The 17,463-nt window shown below is 61.2% G+C and carries 17 protein-coding genes; 10 read left to right on the top strand and 7 right to left on the bottom strand.

Translation table 11 applies throughout. The features are described 5' to 3' along the window. Positions 1–304: 304 nt before the first annotated feature. The 3 genes from CR254_RS09660 to CR254_RS09650 all read right to left on the bottom strand — a co-directional run bounded on the left by CR254_RS09660 (position 305) and on the right by CR254_RS09650 (position 2,455). On the bottom strand, positions 305–991 hold the full coding sequence (locus CR254_RS09660) for a molecular chaperone DjiA (protein WP_097929655.1): 687 nt from the start codon (positions 989–991) through the stop codon (positions 305–307). 48 nt (positions 992–1,039) lie between these two features. Then, positions 1,040–1,864 carry a PhzF family phenazine biosynthesis protein gene (locus CR254_RS09655; RefSeq protein ID WP_097929654.1) on the bottom strand — a complete coding sequence of 275 codons (825 nt, stop codon included), beginning with the start codon at positions 1,862–1,864 and terminating at the stop codon, positions 1,040–1,042. Between the two features lie 105 nt (positions 1,865–1,969). Continuing rightward, positions 1,970–2,455, bottom strand: coding sequence for a GNAT family N-acetyltransferase (locus CR254_RS09650; RefSeq protein ID WP_097929653.1), 486 nt, complete (start codon positions 2,453–2,455; stop codon positions 1,970–1,972). 67 nt (positions 2,456–2,522) lie between these two features. Here CR254_RS09650 and CR254_RS09645 point away from each other — a divergent pair, with 67 nt between their 5' ends. The 3 genes from CR254_RS09645 to CR254_RS09635 all read left to right on the top strand — a co-directional run bounded on the left by CR254_RS09645 (position 2,523) and on the right by CR254_RS09635 (position 8,363). Continuing rightward, positions 2,523–6,134 carry a hydantoinase B/oxoprolinase family protein gene (locus CR254_RS09645; protein WP_097929652.1) on the top strand — a complete coding sequence of 1,204 codons (3,612 nt, stop codon included), beginning with the start codon at positions 2,523–2,525 and terminating at the stop codon, positions 6,132–6,134. Positions 6,135–6,248: 114 nt separating this feature from the next. Further along, positions 6,249–6,698 (top strand): YtoQ family protein, encoded by a 450-nt coding sequence (locus tag CR254_RS09640; protein ID WP_097929651.1) that lies wholly within the window; start codon positions 6,249–6,251, stop codon positions 6,696–6,698. A gap of 42 nt (positions 6,699–6,740) precedes the next feature. Next, entirely contained in the window at positions 6,741–8,363 is a 1,623-nt protein-coding gene (locus tag CR254_RS09635) for a GMC family oxidoreductase (protein WP_097929650.1), read from the top strand. Between the two features lie 3 nt (positions 8,364–8,366). Here CR254_RS09635 and CR254_RS09630 read toward each other — a convergent pair whose 3' ends face one another. Then, complete coding sequence (locus CR254_RS09630; protein ID WP_097929649.1) at positions 8,367–9,071, bottom strand: glutathione S-transferase N-terminal domain-containing protein; 705 nt, start codon at positions 9,069–9,071, stop codon at positions 8,367–8,369. A 225-nt stretch (positions 9,072–9,296) separates the two neighbouring features. Here CR254_RS09630 and mscL point away from each other — a divergent pair, with 225 nt between their 5' ends. Continuing rightward, on the top strand, positions 9,297–9,734 hold the full coding sequence (gene mscL / locus CR254_RS09625; protein WP_097929648.1) for a large conductance mechanosensitive channel protein MscL: 438 nt from the start codon (positions 9,297–9,299) through the stop codon (positions 9,732–9,734). Between the two features lie 86 nt (positions 9,735–9,820). On the opposite strand, the gene ald is transcribed toward mscL, so the two are convergent. Then, on the bottom strand, positions 9,821–10,927 hold the full coding sequence (gene ald, locus CR254_RS09620) for an alanine dehydrogenase (RefSeq protein ID WP_097929647.1): 1,107 nt from the start codon (positions 10,925–10,927) through the stop codon (positions 9,821–9,823). 138 nt (positions 10,928–11,065) lie between these two features. Between ald and CR254_RS09615 the strand changes: the two genes are divergently transcribed. Next, complete coding sequence (locus tag CR254_RS09615; protein WP_097929646.1) at positions 11,066–11,551, top strand: Lrp/AsnC family transcriptional regulator; 486 nt, start codon at positions 11,066–11,068, stop codon at positions 11,549–11,551. Here the strand turns inward: CR254_RS09615 and CR254_RS09610 are convergent. Beyond that, on the bottom strand, positions 11,527–11,847 hold the full coding sequence (locus tag CR254_RS09610) for an AzlD domain-containing protein (protein ID WP_097929645.1): 321 nt from the start codon (positions 11,845–11,847) through the stop codon (positions 11,527–11,529). The two genes, CR254_RS09615 and CR254_RS09610, sit on opposite strands and share 25 nt — an antisense overlap. Beyond that, positions 11,847–12,569 carry an AzlC family ABC transporter permease gene (locus tag CR254_RS09605; RefSeq protein WP_097929644.1) on the bottom strand — a complete coding sequence of 241 codons (723 nt, stop codon included), beginning with the start codon at positions 12,567–12,569 and terminating at the stop codon, positions 11,847–11,849. Before CR254_RS09605 ends, CR254_RS09610 begins: the two co-directional genes overlap by 1 nt. 141 nt (positions 12,570–12,710) lie before the next feature. Between CR254_RS09605 and CR254_RS09600 the strand changes: the two genes are divergently transcribed. Genes CR254_RS09600 through CR254_RS09580 form a run of 5 tightly spaced genes read left to right on the top strand, consistent with a single transcriptional unit; the run spans position 12,711 to position 17,449 of the window. Continuing rightward, the gene (locus CR254_RS09600; protein WP_097929643.1) at positions 12,711–13,382 is read left to right on the top strand and encodes a lipase family protein; all 672 of its coding nucleotides are present in this window, start codon (positions 12,711–12,713) and stop codon (positions 13,380–13,382) included. Then, on the top strand, positions 13,379–14,242 hold the full coding sequence (locus CR254_RS09595; protein ID WP_097929642.1) for a formate dehydrogenase accessory sulfurtransferase FdhD: 864 nt from the start codon (positions 13,379–13,381) through the stop codon (positions 14,240–14,242). Before CR254_RS09600 ends, CR254_RS09595 begins: the two co-directional genes overlap by 4 nt. Then, complete coding sequence (mobA, locus tag CR254_RS09590) at positions 14,239–14,844, top strand: molybdenum cofactor guanylyltransferase MobA (RefSeq protein ID WP_245851549.1); 606 nt, start codon at positions 14,239–14,241, stop codon at positions 14,842–14,844. Before CR254_RS09595 ends, mobA begins: the two co-directional genes overlap by 4 nt. After that, positions 14,841–15,338, top strand: coding sequence for a molybdopterin-guanine dinucleotide biosynthesis protein B (mobB, locus tag CR254_RS09585; RefSeq protein ID WP_097929641.1), 498 nt, complete (start codon positions 14,841–14,843; stop codon positions 15,336–15,338). Before mobA ends, mobB begins: the two co-directional genes overlap by 4 nt. Beyond that, the gene (locus CR254_RS09580) at positions 15,335–17,449 is read left to right on the top strand and encodes a molybdopterin-binding protein (RefSeq protein WP_097929640.1); all 2,115 of its coding nucleotides are present in this window, start codon (positions 15,335–15,337) and stop codon (positions 17,447–17,449) included. Before mobB ends, CR254_RS09580 begins: the two co-directional genes overlap by 4 nt. Positions 17,450–17,463: the final 14 nt, after the last annotated feature.

Below are 17,463 nucleotides of genomic sequence, written 5' to 3'. Positions count from 1 at the left end.
TCATAATCGTTAGTCGCGACCGCGAAAATCGCGGCTCTCGCACACCATCGGCTGTCCGGCGTTACAGATCAAGCACGGAACGGCCCACGGTATCTAGAATCACATTCAAAACCTGCCCTCCCGTTGCAAAGATGCCAGCGGCGGTGTTGTGCAATGCGCAAAATCCATACTGGCTCTCTCCCTTATTTGACGCTGTAACGACATGATGTCCGTTAGTGCGGATGTGGTTGGATAACGACGCGAGCGTCAGAATGGTTTCGAGATTTTTTGAAAAACTTTCAACAATAGCGTGCTGCGTGACGATTCAGGCCGCGCTACGCTCCTGCTGTACGTCTTCCCATGCGCGGTTAATTGCGGCCATCCGCTTGGTCGCCAACATGACGGCTTCCTCGGGTACGCCACGGGCAATCATGCGGTCGGGATGGGTGTCGCGGACCAGCTCGCGCCAACGACTGCGCATGTCCTTTAGCTCCATATCCGGCGTGACGCCCAGCACATCATAGGGGTCCGGCTCCGCATCGACGACCTGACGGGCGCGAATCGCACGGAAACAGCGCTCACCGATTCCAAAGATATCGGCGACGCGGTGCAGGAACTCGTCCTCCGCCGGATGATATACACCATCGGCAGCGGCGATGTGGAACAGACCCTCCAGCAAATCCTGCCGCACGGCCTCATCATGGGCCAGCATGCGCGCGATCTGGGTGGCATATGCCTCGAACCCTGCGGAATCGAGGCGCGCCATGTCAAAGATTCGCGCGGCCTTTGCCTCATGCTCGGGGGCGATGTGAAACACCTCGCGGAAGGCGGTAACCTCATCACGGGTGACCTGACCGTCTGCCTTGGCCATTTTGGCGCCCAATGCGATGACGGCGATGGTAAAGCCAACAGACCGCTGCGGCGGCGTGCTGAGCTTTTCAAACACAGCAGACAACCCCTCACCTGCGCGAAGGGCTGAAATTGCTTCTGTTATACGGGTCCAGATCGACATGGACCAACCATAGCAGAATCCAGCGAAACTACTAGATGTGGCAACTGCTTAGATCACGCGAACGCGACCTGCGACGCGAACACCTGCACCGTGCTGGGGCAGGGCGGTGGCAAACAGCCTGCTGGGCACACCCATATCGTGCCCTTGGGCGATTTCGATGCGACCTGTGCGAATACCCGCATCACGCCACCACCCGACCAGCGCGGCCGCTGCGGCCCCCGTTGCCGGATCCTCCATCACTCCGCCCGATGCAAATGGATTGCGCGAATGCACCACGCCGTCCTGCGCCACATAAATCAGCGAGATCGTGACCAGCCCCGCCTCACGCATCAATGCGCCGCCGGCCTCCAGATTATAGGACATATCGGCCAGACAGTTCCGGTCGGCCAAGGTGAAAATCAGATGGTCCGCCCCCGCATGGGCCCGAACGGGGCGCGACCCCTCGGCCAAATCACCACCGGTCAAACCGAACAATTCCATCGAGCGTGTAATCATGCCCGCATGGGGTTCGTCATGCCACGTGGGCGGCGATGTTAGCTCCGCCTGCCAATCATCGCCATCTGCCTCGGCCCGCACGGCGGCGGGGCCTGCCTGTGTGTTCAGCGCGAACGAGCCTGCACCGAATTGCCGTCCCAATGCGGCGCCCAGTGCAACGGTGGCATGGCCGCAAAACGGAACCTCGCCCACGGGTGCGAAATATCGAACGGTCCAGTGATCGCCATCAGGGGCGGCAAAGGCGGTCTCGGAATAACCAACCTCGGTCGCGATGCGCTGCATGGTTTCCGCATCGGGTAGGGTGTCGCCAATCACAACCCCCGCCGGATTTCCGCCCTGATTCCCATCCGCAAAGGCGGCCAATCGCTGCACATCCATCCGTACTCTCCCGTTGCTGGTATAGCGCGGACACTGCGCGCCAGACCTCATCCGGTCCAACGCGAATTGCTTATGCATTCCATCACGATCAGTTCATCGGGGGCGCTACAGCGCGCGATGCATCAGTACCAAATCCATCTGCCGACCGAATTTACGCCCTGCATTCGGCACGCGCCCAACCTCGGCGAATCCCATAGCGGAGTGGAATTTCAGCGCGGCTTCGTTTTCGCCGCTAATGCCGCCGATCAGCGCGGATTTACCCTGCACACGGGCGATATCAATCAGGCCGTTCAGCAGGGCACGCCCGCCGCCCGTGCCGCGCGCATCGGGGCCTAACATCAACGTATGCTCGGCAATATGCAGATAACCCGGCCCACCGCGAAACGGGCCATAGGTGGCGAACCCGACGCATTCACCACCCCGATCACAGGCCAGAACCGGCTCACCCGCAGCGGATTTTTGCGCCAGCCACCCGTCCAGATCCTTGGCCTGCGTGGTGAATGTGGCGGTTGTGTCTGCGATAATCTGGTTCCAGATGGATTCAATGCGCGGCACATCCCGCGCCTCCGCATTGCGCACTATGGTCTGCATCGCTTGCCCTTCTGCATTTCACGGTCCAAGACTAGGGCCGGTTTTGGTACAGCGCAAAGAGCATAACATGAGTGGCAATTGGGATTTCTGGATTGATCGTGGCGGCACCTTTACGGATATCGTGGCACGCCGCCCCGATGGCGGGCTGGAGACGGCCAAGCTGCTGTCTGAAAACCCCGAGCAATATACCGACGCCGCCTTGGCCGGTATTCGCCGCTTTCTGGACATCGCACCCGACGCCCAAATCCCGTTGAGCCGCGTTGGCGCGGTCAAAATGGGCACGACCGTCGCCACCAATGCGCTGTTGGAGCGCAAGGGCGACCGTACCGCGCTGGTCATCACACGCGGCCTGCGCGATCAGCTACGCCTCGCCTATCAGCACCGCCCGCGCCTGTTTGACCGCCACATCGTGCTGCCCGAAATGCTGTATGATGACGTGGTTGAGGCGCAGGAGCGTGTGCGCGCCGATGGTACTGTTGAGCAAGCATTGGACCCCGTGCAACTGCGCGCCGATCTGGAACGCCTTTACGCCGATGGCATCGACGCGCTGGCCATCGTGTTCGTCCACGGCTACCGCCATACCGCGCATGAGGCACAGGCGGCTGAAATTGCCCGCGAAATCGGCTTCCCACAGGTTTCGGTCAGCCACGAGGTTTCCCCTCTGATGAAGATGGTTAGTCGCGGCGACACCACCGTCGTTGACGCCTACCTGTCCCCGATCCTGCGCCGCTACGTTGACCGCGTGGCCCAAGCCTTTGACGGTGATCCTGCGGGCAAACTGATGTTCATGCAGTCCAGCGGCGGTCTGACCGATGCGCGGCTGTTTCAGGGTAAAGACGCGATCCTCTCCGGCCCCGCCGGTGGTGTGGTCGGCGCTGTGCGTACCTCGGAAATCGCAGGGTTCGACCGGATCATCGGCTTCGACATGGGCGGCACCTCCACCGATGTCTGCCACTTCGCCGGTGATTTCGAACGTGTCCTGAATACCGAGGTCGCGGGCGTGCGCATCACCGCCCCGATGATGAACATCCACACCGTTGCTGCGGGCGGGGGCAGCCTGCTGACCTTTGACGGCCAACGTATGCGCGTGGGGCCAGAGAGTGCTGGCGCCGATCCCGGCCCCGCCTGCTATGGCCGTGGCGGCACGCTGGCCGTGACCGATGCGAATGTGATGACGGGTAAGCTGCGCCCCGAATTCTTCCCCGCGATCTTTGGCCCCAATGCCGACCAACCGCTGGACCTCGCCGCGACCAAGGCCGCGTTTGAGGTGCTGGCCCAACAAACCGGCAAAACAGCCGAGGAACTGGCCGACGGCTTCCTGCGCATCGCGGTCGAAAACATGGCCAATGCGATCAAGAAAATCTCGGTTCAGCGCGGCTATGAGGTCTCGAAATACTGCCTGACCGTGTTTGGCGGGGCAGGGGCACAGCATGCCTGTGCAATTGCCGATACGCTGGGCATGGAAACCTGCCTGATCCACCCGTTCGCGTCTCTGCTATCGGCATATGGCATGGGCCTCGCCGATATCCGCGCTGCACGCCAGCAGGCGGTTGAGGCTGTGCTGGACGACACCACCCGCCTTGAAGCCGCGAATATTATCGAGGCCCTCTCCGCCCAAACCTCCGACGAAGTTATGGCGCAGGGCGTGCCCAACAGTGCTGTGCGGTATGAGCGTATCCTGAACCTAAAGGTACAGGGAACCGACACCGCGCTTCCGATCCCGTTCGCCGCCCTGGACGAACTGCGCGTCGCGTTCGACACCGCGCATCAGCAACGCTTCGGCTTTGCCTCCCCCGACGCCCCGCTGGTGATCGAAAGCGTCGCGGTTGAGGCCGTAGGAGAGGCCGCCGACCTGTCCGAGCCAACGCTGGAAACGAGCACCCGCGACGAATCCTACGGCACCGCGCTGACCGCTCCGATCTATGTTGGCGGTTGGCACGATGCCCGCTTTGTGAAGCGTGAGGTCCTGCGCCCCGGCGACACCCTGACCGGCCCTGCTGTGCTGGTGGAAAAACACACCTCCATCACGATCGAGCCGGGCTGGCAGGCGCGCATCACCGCCCATGACCACGTGACCCTGCACCGCATCGCCGCGCGCACCGACGCGCACGCTATCGGCACACAGGCTGATCCGGTGATGCTGGAGGTGTTCAACAACCTCTACATGTCGATCGCGGAGCAGATGGGCGCCGTGCTGGAAAACACCGCTGCCTCGGTCACGATCAAGGAGCGTCTGGATTTCTCCTGCGCGATCTTTGACGCGGCGGGCGACCTGATTGCCAATGCGCCGCACATGCCGGTCCACCTTGGTTCGATGGGCGCGAGTGTAAAGGCGATCATCGCGCAAAACCCCGAAATGGGCGCTGGCGATGTGTATGTCCTGAACGCCCCCTATAATGGCGGCACGCACTTGCCCGATATTACGGTGGTGCAGCCGGTCTTCTCGGATGCGGGTGATCTGCTGTTCTTCACCTCGGCCCGTGGGCACCATACCGATGTTGGTGGTCTGACCCCGGGGTCCATGCCGCCCGATAGCCGCACCATCCATGATGAGGGAGCGCTGATCGACAACTGGAAACTGGTCGATGCCGGTCACTTCCGCGAAGCCGAAACCCGCGACCTGCTGCTGTCAGCCGAACACCCCGTGCGCGCCGTCGATACCAATATCGCGGATCTAAAGGCGCAGGTGGCCAGTTGTGCCAAGGGCGCATCCGAACTGCACCGCATGGTTTCCCTGTTCGGTCTGGACGTGGTCAGCGCCTATATGCAGCACGTGCAAAACAACGCCGAGGAATGCGTCCGCCGCGCGATCCAGACCCTGCATGATGCCGAATATGTCTACCCGATGGATCCCGACTTTGACGGCAATGCCCGCGAAATTCGGGTCAAGATCACGGTGGACCGCGACGCCCGCACCGCCACCGTTGATTTCACCGGCACCACGGGGCAGCTGGCCACGAACTATAACGCGCCAGAGCCGGTGACGATGGCGGCGGTGCTGTATGTGTTCCGCCTGCTGGTGGATGACGACATCCCGATGAACGAGGGCGTGATGAAGCCGCTCAAGGTCATCCTGCCCTCGGGCACAATGCTGTCACCACAATATCCGGCGGCGGTTATCGCGGGCAATGTCGAAACATCGCAGGCCGTCACCTCGGCCCTGCTGCTGGCGCTGGGCGTGCAGGCGGCGGCGCAAAGCACCATGAACAACACCACTTGGGGCAATGCGACCTATCAGTATTACGAAACGATCTGCGGCGGTTCCGGCGCTGGGCGTTTGACCGACGGAACCGGCCATGCGGGAACGGGGGGTGTGCACACGCATATGACCAATTCGCGCCTGACCGATCCAGAGGTTCTGGAATGGCGCTTCCCCGTTGTGCTGGATGAATTCAGCCTGCGCCGCGATACAGGCGGTGCGGGTGCGTTTCGTGGTGGCGACGGTACCACACGCCGGATTCGTTTCCTTGAGGATATGACGCTGGCCGTCCTGTCGGGCCACCGCGTGGTTCCGCCCCCCGGGCTTGAGGATGGCAGCGCAGGTGAAGTTGGCACCAGCCGCATCACGCGCGCCGATGGCCGGATCGAGCGTTTGAAATCCGCCGACCGCACCGAAATGGCACCGGGCGATACCTACTGGCTGGACACGCCGACCGGTGGTGGCTTCACCCCGAAATAAGCAACGCTGCGGGCGTTAGGATTTCCTAACGCCTGTGGTCCCTCGAAATCTTGCCAGCCATAGAGCAGCCTGAAAGCAGCTCCATAGCAGCCGGCAAAAACAGGAGTTAACCAAATGCATTTGACCGTTTACCTTTCGGGCGAAATCCACAGCGACTGGCGCGACGAAATCGCCGAGGCAGCCGCCGATCTGTCCGTCTCCTTCTCCGCGCCCGTGACGGATCACGCGGCGTCGGATGATTGCGGCGTGGCTATTCTAGGCGCGGAATCCAACAAGTTCTGGCATGATCGTAAGGGCGCAAGCCTTAACGCCATGCGTACGCGCAAGGGCATCGAGGAGGCCGACATCGTCGTCGTCCGCTTTGGCGAAAAATACAAGCAATGGAACGCTGCATTCGATGCGGGCTATGCTGCCGCTTTGGGTAAGTCCCTGATCGTGATGCATAACTCGGAACATGCCCACGCGCTAAAGGAAGTGGACGCCGCCGCCAATGCCGTATGTGAAACGCCACGTCAGGTCGTGGATATGCTGCGCTATGTGCTGACCGGACAGTTGCCCGATTAAGAATTCCCTGCCACGCTTTCCTAAAAAATCAGGGGAAGCGTCATGGAATTCGATTACGTTATCGTCGGCGGCGGGTCCGCCGGCTGCGTTATGGCCGCCCGCCTCAGCGAGGATCCGGCCATATCCGTCTGCTTGATCGAGGCGGGGGGAGAGGGCCGCGACCTGCTGGTCCGCGCACCAATGGGCGTAATCGGCATGATTTCCGGTCGCCCCAAAATCAACAATTACGCCTATAAAACCACCCCGCAAAAACACCTGAACAACCGCCGTGGTTTCCAACCGCGAGGGCGTGCCTTGGGTGGAAGTTCTGCAATAAACGCAATGATTTACATTCGCGGTCATCAGGCGGATTATGACGAGTGGGCCGCCAATGGCGCGACCGGTTGGAGCTGGTCCGAGGTGCTGCCATATTTCCTGAAATCCGAGGGGAACAGCCGTGGCGCGGACGCCCTGCGCGGCGCTGATGGTCCGCTATCCGTCAGCGATCAACGCACCCCGCGCAACGTAACGCAGGCCTTTCTGGAGGCTTCTGACGAACTGCAATTGCCCCGCAATGACGACTTTAACGGGCCGCAGCAGCAGGGCGTCGGACTGTGGCAGGTCACGCAATTCGCGGATGGGCCCAAGGCGGGTCAGCGTTGCTCCGCCGCTGCGGCATATCTGCATGACGCCATGACACGACCGAATTTGCACGTGATTACAAAGGCGCGCGTCGAGAGGATCACCTTTGACGGCCCCCGCGCGACGGGCGTGGATTATAGCAAAGGCGGCCGCAAAACCGTCCATGCGCGACGAGAGGTCATCCTGTGCGCCGGTGCGTTCGGTTCCCCCCAATTGTTGCAGGCGTCTGGCATCGGACCGGCGGTGCATTTACGGGATTTGGGCATTCCGGTGATCCATGATGCGGCGCAGGTCGGCGGTAATTTGCAGGATCACCTCGACTTTGTGCTCAGTTATAAAACCAATGATACGAATGGCCTAGGGCTCGGCATCGCAGGAACCAGACACCTGCTGCGTGAAATTCTGAAATGGCGCAAGGACGGCACCGGCATGATCGCCAGCCCGGGGTCGGAGGCAGGCGCGTTCCTCAAAACCGATCCGAATCTGGATCGACCCGATGTGCAATTGCACTTCGTTCCGGCCATTGTTGATGACCACGTGCGCAAGCTGCATTTGGGCTACGGCTACTCCTGCCATGCCTGCATTTTGCGCCCGAAATCGCGGGGCACGGTCCGGTTGGCCAGTGCGAATATGCGGGATGCGCCGCTGATCGATCCGAACTTCCTGTCCGATGAACGCGATGCGCAGGGATTGCTGGCCGCTACGAAATTGATGCGGCGGATCATGGATACCTCAACAATGCAGGCGTGGCGCACGGCCGAGATTTATACAGATGGCGTCACCAGTGATGAGGAGCTAATGCAGCATATTCGCGCCCGCGCCGATACGATTTATCACCCTGTTGGTACGTGCCGGATGGGCACCGATACGGATGCGCCCTGTGATCCGCAGGGGCGTGTGAATGGGGTCGCGGGGTTGCGGGTGGTCGATGCATCGTTGATGCCGACATTGATTGGCGGCAACACCAACGCGCCGACAATCATGATGGCAGAGAAGATCGCGGCGGGGATGCATGCAGGCGAACCGGTCGCCCGCATGCAATAGGGATCAAACCTCGCGCGGGGGGATGTTCACAGCCAACTGACTGGCCGGGCGGGCGGAATGCAGATCACGGTAGCGGGTAACATTGGTGTAGCTGGCAAGGTCCAGCACCTCGACACCCTCGTAAAACTCGATAGCCCTGATCCACGGCCAAATTGCCATATCGGCAATGGTATATTCACCGGCGGCGATGAAGTCCTTGCCCTCTAGCTGCGCATCCAGCACGCGCAGCAGACGCTTTGCCTCGTCCTTGGCACGATCACCGGCATAGCTGTCGGTCGTCTTGCCGACCGCGAATTTGTTGAAGTGCCCGAACTGCCCCAACATCGGGCCAAACCCGCCGATTTGCCACATCAGCCAGCTGAGCACCTCGCCCTTTTTGACGGGATCGGAGGGCAGGAACTTTCCCGATTTTTCAGCGAGGTAGAGCAGCATCGCGCCGCTTTCAAAGATGGCAACAGCTTCACCATCAGGGCCGTTAGGGTCGATCAGGGCGGGAATCTTGTTGTTGGGGTTCAAGGCCAGAAATTCGGGCGTCATCTGATCGCCGGTACGAATGCTGATCGTATGCGCCTCATAGGGCAGGCCGCTTTCCTCAAGCATAGCAGAAATCTTGATGCCGTTGGGGGTCGGGAACGAATAGAGCTGAATCCGGTCAGGGTGCTGGGCTGGGCGTAGTTTCGAAATCGGGTGGTCGTGCAATGCGGGCATTATCGTTTCCTATGTGAGTTCTGACCCAAGGTAATCTGTGCCGCCGCGATAACCAATGCATGGTCGCGAAAACGTAATCATGCTGCATCAAATGGGTGTTTTCAGCCATGTACCTGTTCGTAAGGCGGACGTAGGGGCAGTTTGGGATTGGCTGGTTGTTTCTTGACCCGCAACAATCTTCCGCTAAGGGTTGCCCATCGAAACGGATCGCTAAAGGAGCAGGGGATGCTGCAAGAATTCAAGAAGTTCATCGCCAAGGGCAATGTCATGGACATGGCTGTTGGTATCATCATCGGCGCAGCCTTCACGGCGATTGTTCAGTCGGTTGTTAAAGACTTGATCAATCCTTTCGTTGGCCTGTTCACCGGCGGTGTTGATTTCGAGAACCTGTTTGTTGAGATGGATGGCTCCGAGTACACCTCGCTGGTTGAGGCGCGGGAGGCTGGTGCGGCTGTGTTCGCCTATGGCTCGTTCATCAATGCGGTCATCAACTTCGTCATCATTGCCTTCGTTGTGTTCCTGCTGGTGAAGGCCGTGAACCGCGCAAAGGAATCTGCTGCGAAGGAAGAAGAAGCGGCGGCACCTGCTGCACCTGCCGGACCAACGCAAGAGGAGCTGTTGGCTGACATTCGCGACCTGTTGGCGCGCAACAACCAAGGTTAAACAGATCCGCCGGAGGTGGGATGCCTCCGGCGGGGATATTTCCAGAATGCGATAGGGCTGCGGGTGAAAATCTGCGGCCCTATTTATTACAGCAGGCTCGCTGGCGTGACCCAGTCGAGGTTTTGGGCAGCGGCCACAGCCTCGTTCGTGATGATGCCTTCGTGCACATTCAGGCCCGCAGCAAGGTGGGCATCGGCGGCGCAGGCTGCTTTCCAGCCCTTATCGGCGAGGGCCAGCACGAAGGGCATCGTGGCATTGCCAAGCGCGATGGTCGATGTGCGCGCAACCGCGCCCGGCATGTTGGCCACGCAATAGTGGATGACGCCATCCACCTCGTAGATCGGCTCATCATGGGTTGTCGCCTTGGACGTTTCAAAGCAACCGCCCTGATCGATTGCCACATCGACCAGAACCGCACCGGGTTTGAGTGTGGCGAGGTCCGCGCGGGACAAAAGCTTGGGTGCGGCGGCACCGGGGATCAGCACGGCGCCAACGATCATGTCGGCCTGTGCGCAAAGCTCCAGTATATTGGCGCGGCTGGCATAGCGGGTGCTGAACACGCCGCCGAACTGGTCGTCCAATTGGCGCATGCGCGGCAGGGACAGGTCCAGAACGGTAACGCGGGCACCCATTCCAGCCGCAATGCGCGCTGCATGCGTACCCACAACACCGCCGCCAATCACGACAACATCAGCAGGGCCAACGCCCGGTACGCCGCCCATCAGGACGCCGCGCCCGCCATTTGCCTTTTGCAGGGACCATGCGCCGACCTGAGGGGCGAGACGACCGGCGACCTCGGACATCGGGGCCAGCAGGGGCAGGCCGCCATTGCGGTCGGTCACGGTCTCATAGGCGATGCAGGTCGCGCCGGATGCGATCAGCTCCTCGGTTTGCGGGGTATCAGGGGCGAGGTGCAGATAGGTGAACAGGGTTTGACCCTTGCGCAGGCGTGCGCGCTCCGCTGTTTGGGGTTCCTTGACCTTTACGATCATATCGGCGGCAAAGACGGCATCGACATCGCCCATAACGGCACCAGCCGCCATGTAATCTGCATCGTCAAAGCCTGCACCCAGACCGGCGCCGGTCTGCATTGTTACGTCGTGGCCACGATCTGTAAGCGCCTGAACGGCGGCAGGCGTCAGGCCGACGCGGTATTCACGAACTTTGATTTCTGTCGGGCAGCCGATGTGCATTGGAACCTCCATAGGGTTGTGATGGATCGAGCATGGGAGATTTTTCGTGCAATGTGCTTGCGAAGTTGTACGGTGTTGGATGAAAAAACGCTTCATATGAAGCGTCAAACCGATGTGAGGCGAATGAATTCTTCGAAAATGGATTTCGATGCGCAAGATGTGAGGATACTCACATTATTGCAGCGGGACGGGCGGCAATCGAATGCGGCATTGGCCGAGGCGGCAAATCTATCTGCCTCTGCCTGCCACAGACGGGTGCGGCGGTTGGAGGCCAGCGGCGTAATCTCCGGCTATGGCGCGCGGTTAGACCCTGTCGCGCTGGGACGGCGCACAGTTGTTTATGTTGAATTCACCCTGATGGGGCAAAGTCAGGAGGTGCTGGACGCGTTCGAGGATGCCGTCGCAAAGGTGCCGGACGTTGTTGAATGCCACCTAATGGCCGGCGCCGCGGATTATCTGGCCAAGGTGATGGCCCGTGACAGCGACGATTTTGCCCGTATTCATCGCGAGCATCTTTCCCGTCTACCCGGCGTGGCGCAGATGCAGTCCAGCTTTGCCCTGCGCACGGTGCGTGCAGGACGAGAATTACCGGTGCCCGCTCACAAAAGCCACAGCAAGAGGTAGAGCGTGACCAGCCCGCCCCCCACAGCGCCAAGGGTGTTGCGGGTTGCTGCTCCAATCGCCAAGGCGACGATGGCCGCGCCCATGCGTGCAGGATCCATCGCGCCGCCTGTTGCCTCGGGCCAGACGACCAGCGGGGCGACCAGACCGGGCATCACCGCGACAGGAACGTAGCGCAGCAGGCGCATCATCCAGTCGGGAAAGGTGCGGTCAGCCATCATGCCGAGAAAGGAAAACCGGATCAGGAAGGTGCCAGCGCCCAGTCCCGCGATAACGATCCAAATGCTCAACGTATCCATTATGCGGCTCCCTTACGGCGTTCCATCAGGATTTCGGTTCCGGCCCCCGCCGCCATGGCGAAGATGGCCGCGACGATCAGGCCCATGGAATAGGGCACCCAGACCAGCAACAGCGCGACGGTGATGGATACCAGTGCGGTGACAACATGGGGAATGGTGCGCAGCATCGGTGCGATCAGCGCGATGAAGGTGATTGGCACCGCAAAATCCAGTGCGAATTCTGGCGGAATCGCAGAGCCGGCAACCGCTCCGATCAGGGTGAAGCCGTACCAAAGAGGCCCGATCGGAACCATGATGCCAAAGAAATAGGCCAGCTTTGACTGCGGGTGCAGTTCTGGATGCTGCTCATATTTCAGGATGGAGGCCGCATAGGATTGATCGACGAGGAAATAGGCGACAAATGCCTTCTTCCACACGGGCAGGGTGCCCAAATGGGTGCTCATCGATGCGGAATACAGCGCCATGCGCAGGTTTACGGCGAGTGCTGTCAGGATCACGATGAATGTCGGGGCCTGATCCACCATCAGGGCGATTGCGGTAAATTGCGCCGCGCCCGCGATAACCAGGATCGTCATTGCCATGGTTTCCAGCAGGTTCAGACCCGCCTCTGTCGCCACAACGCCGAAAAGCAGTGCGAACGGGGCCACGACTAATGTGAAGGGCAGGCCGTCGCGTGCGCCGCGCCAGAACCAGGTGCTGGGGCTCGAAATTGTTTGGGTCATAGGGGGCTCCATCGTCGTCGGGCGGACTATTGGCGATTCAGCCCAAATGGCCAAGGCATGAATTGTGCCCTCTCAATCACGTATCGTGATGAGTGGTGTGATCTTGTGGACATATCCGCGCAAAAGCTCCTAATTCGAACCATGACTGATTTGCGAGACAAGACCGAGAACCGCCGCGCCGTCGGCCTGATCCATGGGTTGGGGCGCGGTCCCGGTTCCATGATGATCATGGCGAACCGGTTGGAGACAGCGGGGTTTCGTCCCTTTTTGCTCAGCTACCGCTCACGCCATGTTGTGCCATCCGAGGCGCAGGCCGATTTGTCGCGTCAACTGGATGCAAAGGCGCCGGATGGCTGTGATCTGGTCGGATATTCGCTGGGCGGTGTGTTGTCACTGCGGTTGAAGATCGCGAACCCCGACCGGATTGGCCGCGTGGTTCAGTTGGGTCCACCCAATCTGGGCTCACCCATGGCGGCGTTTTTTCAGGAGGTCCGCTTGGTCGCTGACCTGATGGGGCCCGCGCTGCAACGGTTGGCGGCGGCGGATATGGGGTTGAACGATCTACCGCCCGAGGTCGCACGCGATCTGGGCATCATCGCCGGTTCCGCCCCGATTGAGCCGCTGAGCGCGCTGTGGGGAATTGATGAGCCATCGGATGGCATGGTTCCGGTCAGTTCCGCATTGGGGATCGACCACGCGGATGCCTTGGTCACGAAAACGATGCACGGAATATTACCCCTGTCCATCGAGGCAGCACGGCAGGTCGCGGCCTTTCTGCGGGATGGGCGGTTCATGCGCGAGGACACGAAATGAGCGATTATCTGATCGGCCCGACCCCTGATGATACCCGTCTGACGCGCGGTGTGAGGGGGCGCGATCATGAGGGGCGCATGGTGGACCTGCGCGTGGTCGAGGAACGGCCGCTGACAATCTACCTCAACTCGCAGGAGATCGTGACCGCGATGACCATCGGCGATCATCCACGCTGGTTGGCGGTTGGCTATCTCAACAATCAGGGGATGCTGCTGCCGGATGACGTGATTACCGCCGTCGATTTTGACGAGGAAACCGAGACCGTCGTCGTGCGCACCGATCGCGCCACCGATTACGAGGATAAGCTGAAGCGCAAGACCCGAACCTCGGGCTGTGCGGTTGGCACTGTCTTTGGCGATATGATGGACGGATTGCAGGGCGTGTCGCTGCCTGCGGGGCAGGTGCGGACCTCGTGGTTGTACCCCTTGGCCCAGCGGATCAACACCACGCCCAGCTTGTATTTGCAGGCAGGGGCGATTCACGGAACCGTACTGTGTCAGGGCGATCAAACGCTGGTCTATATGGAGGATGTCGGTCGCCACAACGCAGTGGACAAGATCGCAGGCTGGATGCGGATGAACGGCATTAGCGCGGCGGACAAGATGCTGTACACCACCGGCCGCCTGACATCCGAGATGGTCATAAAAACCGCGCTGATGGGCATTCCCGTGTTGGTCAGCCGCTCAGGCTTTACCGCATGGGGTGTGGAAATCGCGCAGCAGGTCGGGCTGACCCTGATCGGGCGGATGCGGGGCAAACGCTTTGTCTGTCTGGCGGGTGAGGAAAGATTGGTGTGCGATGCGGAGCTGGCCCATGTGGCGGATGAGCCGCGCAAATCGGGCCGAAAGGGCGCATCATGATGAATGTTGCAGGCGTCATTCTGGCCGGTGGTCGGGCCACGCGCATGGGCGGCGGGGATAAGGCGCTGCTGGATCTGGGCGGGCGCAGTTTGCTGACCCATGTGATCGACCGCCTGCACCCGCAGGTCGGGGCGATTGCGCTGAACGCAAATGGCGATGCGGCGCGGTTCGCTGAATACGGCCTGCCGGTTATTGCCGATGCCAATGACAATCGCGACGGGCCGCTGGCAGGGGTGCTGGCGGGCATGGATTGGGCCGCTGAAAACGGGTTCGACCTGATCGCAACGGCGGCGGCGGATACGCCGTTTTTCCCCGATGCGTTGGTGCGGGGGCTATGGCTGGGCATGGTATCGGATGGTAAATCGCTAGCCCGTGCCGAAACAGCGCGTGAGGGCGGCGGCTTTGACAAACACCCGACCTTTGGCATGTGGTCCGTCAGCCTGCGCGATGATCTGCGCGCTGCCCTGCCCGCTGGCACGCGCAAGGTTGTCGCATGGACCGATCCCCATGGCTGCGCGAGGGTCGTCTTTGACGGACAGGAACCGTTTTTCAACGTCAACACGCCAGAGGATCTGGCCACAGCACGGCGGCGCATTGGATGAGGGTTTACGGAATTACCGGCTGGAAAAACTCTGGCAAGACGACACTGGTTGAGCGGCTGGTGGACGATATCACGGCGCGGGGGTTTAGTGTCTCGACCGTGAAACATGCGCATCATTCCTTTGATGTGGATCATCCGGGCAAGGACAGCTTTCGCCACAGAACGGCAGGGGCGCAGCAGGTTATGCTGGCCTCGCGCAATCGCTGGGCGCTGATGCATGAATTGCGCGGCGATGCGGAGCCTAGTCTGGACGAGCTGCTTGAACATTTGGAGCCGGTCGATCTGATCCTGATCGAAGGGTATAAACGCGACCGCCATGCCAAGGTGGAGGCCCACCGCGCCGCAACCGGTCAGCCCCTGATTGCGGCTGAGGATGACACAATTCGCGCCGTGGCCAGTGACGCCACCCCATCCGGTTTGAACGTGCCTGTGCTGGACCTGAACAATACCCGCGCCATCGCTGATTTCATCTTGGCCGAGGTGGGGCTGCTATGATCTTCGACACTGTGATCGCGGTGGATTGGTCGGCCCGCTCGACCCCGTCGCCCGCAGTGCCGTCCAAGGATGCGATCTGGATCGGCTGCACCCGTGACGGGGTTGATGAGGCGCCACGCTATTGCCGCACGCGCGCGCAGGCTATGGCGGATGTCGCGCAGATGGTCGCGCAGGACCGCGCCGCCGGTCGGCGGGTGTTGATCGGGTTCGACTTTGCCTTTGGCTGGCCAGACGGGTTTGCTGCGGCGATCACGGGGCAGGCAGGTGCCTTGGCCGTCTGGGCGCATCTGGCCGATATGATGCAGGACGGGCCGGACAATTCCAACAATCGCTATGATGTTGCCGCCGCGCTAAACGCCGCCTTACCCGGGGTTGGTCCGTTCTGGGCGAAATCCCACGCGGATCGCTGGCCCGCTATTCCGTATAAGGATACGCGGCAGGATCATGGCATGCCTGAACGGCGGGTGGTGGACACACGTGCATCAGGGGCAAAACCTGTCTGGCAACTGGCCGGTGCGGGGGCGGTCGGCTCGCAATCCTTGGTCGGGGTGGCGCATCTGGAACGGTTGCGCCACCAGCTCAACTCGCAGGTCTGGCCATTTGAGACGGGCGGTAACATCCCTGATGGCGACGTGGTGTTGGCGGAGATTTACCCCGCCCTGTTCAGTGCAGAGGTTCAGGCCCGTCGCGCACCGGATGAGATTCTAGACAGGGCACAGGTGCGTGTCGTCGCCTCGCAATTGGCAGCGCTGGATCGCAATGGCGCGCTGAACGATATGCTCGATATCCGCGCGATGGGGGATGTTGTGACGCAGCAGGAGGGCTGGATCCTCGGGCTGCCGGTTGCTGGATCGGTGCCGAAACTGCGCAATGATTGCTTTGCCCTGCCGCCGGGTGTGCATTGGACGCCTGTGGATGCGGCGCTGAAACAATTGCGCGACGGGCTGCGCGCCGTGGTGGGGCAGGAGCATGTCCCGCTGGCCGATGCGGGCGGGCGGGTTCTGGCCGAGGATGCAGTGGCGGTGCGCAGCAATCCCGTGGTGGCAAATTCGGCAGTGGACGGTTTCACATTCGATGCAGCTACGGTGCCATCAGGCATCGCGTCCCTGCCATTGGTGCAGGGGCGTTCAGCGGCGGGTGTGCCCTATGATGGTGCGGTTCCGGCCGGTTCTGCTCTGCGCATCCTGACCGGTGCGGCAATTCCGGCGGGTTGCAACACCGTGGTCTTGCAGGAGGATATTGTGCAGGAAAACGGCGCGATCCGCTTCGAAAACACCCTGCGCGCAGGCGCGAATGTGCGGCGCGCGGGTGAGGATTTTGCGCAGGATGCTGCCCTGTTACCCACGGGGCGGCAGTTGAACCCAATGGACCTCGCGCTGTTGGCGGCGGGTGGCTTGGGCCAAGTCGCAGTGCGTCGAAAGCTGCGTGTTGCGGTCCTGTCCAGCGGGGATGAGGTTGTCGATATGGCGCAATGGTCGGGGGCGAATGCCGCTGCTATTCTGCCTGATGCAAACCGGCCCATGTTGGCGCAGTTGCTGCGGCAATGGGGAATGCACGTCGTCGATCTGGGCATAGTTGGTGATGATCGCGCCGATGTACGCGCCGTGCTGGATCGCGGGGCCGCGCAGGCAGATGCCATCCTGACCACTGGCGGCGCATCTGCGGGGGATGAGGATCATATCTCCGCCACTTTGCGTGAGGCGGATGCCCTGCGCACATGGCGGATTGCTGTGAAGCCGGGGCGGCCTCTGGCGCTGGGGCTGTGGTCCGGAGTTCCGATTTTTGGGCTGCCGGGGAATCCGGTGGCGGCGCTGGTCTGTGCGCTGATCTTTGCGCGGCCTGCGTTGATGGCACTGGCCGGTCAGCCATGGCCGACGCCCACGGGGATGTTGCTGCCTGCGGGCTTTTCCAAGCGTAAAAGGGCCGGACGGCGGGAATATTTACGCGCACGGCTGCGCGATGGGCAGGTCGAGGTCTATCCATCCGAGGGGTCTGGCCGCATCGCGGGGCTTAGCTGGGCCGAGGGGCTGTGCGAATTGCCCGATGGCGCGCAGGACATCACGCCGGGCACACCGGTTCTGTATCACCCGTGGGCCTCGTTCGGATTGTAGGCAATACGCAGTTG

Source organism: Pontivivens marinum (assembly GCF_900231835.1).
GTDB lineage: Bacteria > Pseudomonadota > Alphaproteobacteria > Rhodobacterales > Rhodobacteraceae > Pontivivens > Pontivivens marinum.
Note: the sequence above shows the minus strand (reverse complement) of the source record. Positions and strands in the feature narration are given on the sequence as shown.

Excerpts from the sequence above, each read along its gene's own strand:
- CR254_RS09660 (WP_097929655.1), bottom strand. The coding sequence starts at position 991 with ATGTCGATCTGGACCCGTATAACAGAAGCAATTTCAGCCCTTCGCGCA.
- CR254_RS09655 (WP_097929654.1), bottom strand. The coding sequence starts at position 1,864 with ATGGATGTGCAGCGATTGGCCGCCTTTGCGGATGGGAATCAGGGCGGA.
- CR254_RS09650 (WP_097929653.1), bottom strand. The coding sequence starts at position 2,455 with ATGCAGACCATAGTGCGCAATGCGGAGGCGCGGGATGTGCCGCGCATT.
- CR254_RS09645 (WP_097929652.1), top strand. The coding sequence starts at position 2,523 with ATGAGTGGCAATTGGGATTTCTGGATTGATCGTGGCGGCACCTTTACG.
- CR254_RS09640 (WP_097929651.1), top strand. The coding sequence starts at position 6,249 with ATGCATTTGACCGTTTACCTTTCGGGCGAAATCCACAGCGACTGGCGC.
- CR254_RS09635 (WP_097929650.1), top strand. The coding sequence starts at position 6,741 with ATGGAATTCGATTACGTTATCGTCGGCGGCGGGTCCGCCGGCTGCGTT.
- CR254_RS09630 (WP_097929649.1), bottom strand. The coding sequence starts at position 9,071 with ATGCCCGCATTGCACGACCACCCGATTTCGAAACTACGCCCAGCCCAG.
- mscL (WP_097929648.1), top strand. The coding sequence starts at position 9,297 with ATGCTGCAAGAATTCAAGAAGTTCATCGCCAAGGGCAATGTCATGGAC.
- ald (WP_097929647.1), bottom strand. The coding sequence starts at position 10,927 with ATGCACATCGGCTGCCCGACAGAAATCAAAGTTCGTGAATACCGCGTC.
- CR254_RS09615 (WP_097929646.1), top strand. The coding sequence starts at position 11,066 with ATGGATTTCGATGCGCAAGATGTGAGGATACTCACATTATTGCAGCGG.
- CR254_RS09610 (WP_097929645.1), bottom strand. The coding sequence starts at position 11,847 with ATGGATACGTTGAGCATTTGGATCGTTATCGCGGGACTGGGCGCTGGC.
- CR254_RS09605 (WP_097929644.1), bottom strand. The coding sequence starts at position 12,569 with ATGACCCAAACAATTTCGAGCCCCAGCACCTGGTTCTGGCGCGGCGCA.
- CR254_RS09600 (WP_097929643.1), top strand. The coding sequence starts at position 12,711 with ATGACTGATTTGCGAGACAAGACCGAGAACCGCCGCGCCGTCGGCCTG.
- CR254_RS09595 (WP_097929642.1), top strand. The coding sequence starts at position 13,379 with ATGAGCGATTATCTGATCGGCCCGACCCCTGATGATACCCGTCTGACG.
- mobA (WP_245851549.1), top strand. The coding sequence starts at position 14,239 with ATGATGAATGTTGCAGGCGTCATTCTGGCCGGTGGTCGGGCCACGCGC.
- mobB (WP_097929641.1), top strand. The coding sequence starts at position 14,841 with ATGAGGGTTTACGGAATTACCGGCTGGAAAAACTCTGGCAAGACGACA.
- CR254_RS09580 (WP_097929640.1), top strand. The coding sequence starts at position 15,335 with ATGATCTTCGACACTGTGATCGCGGTGGATTGGTCGGCCCGCTCGACC.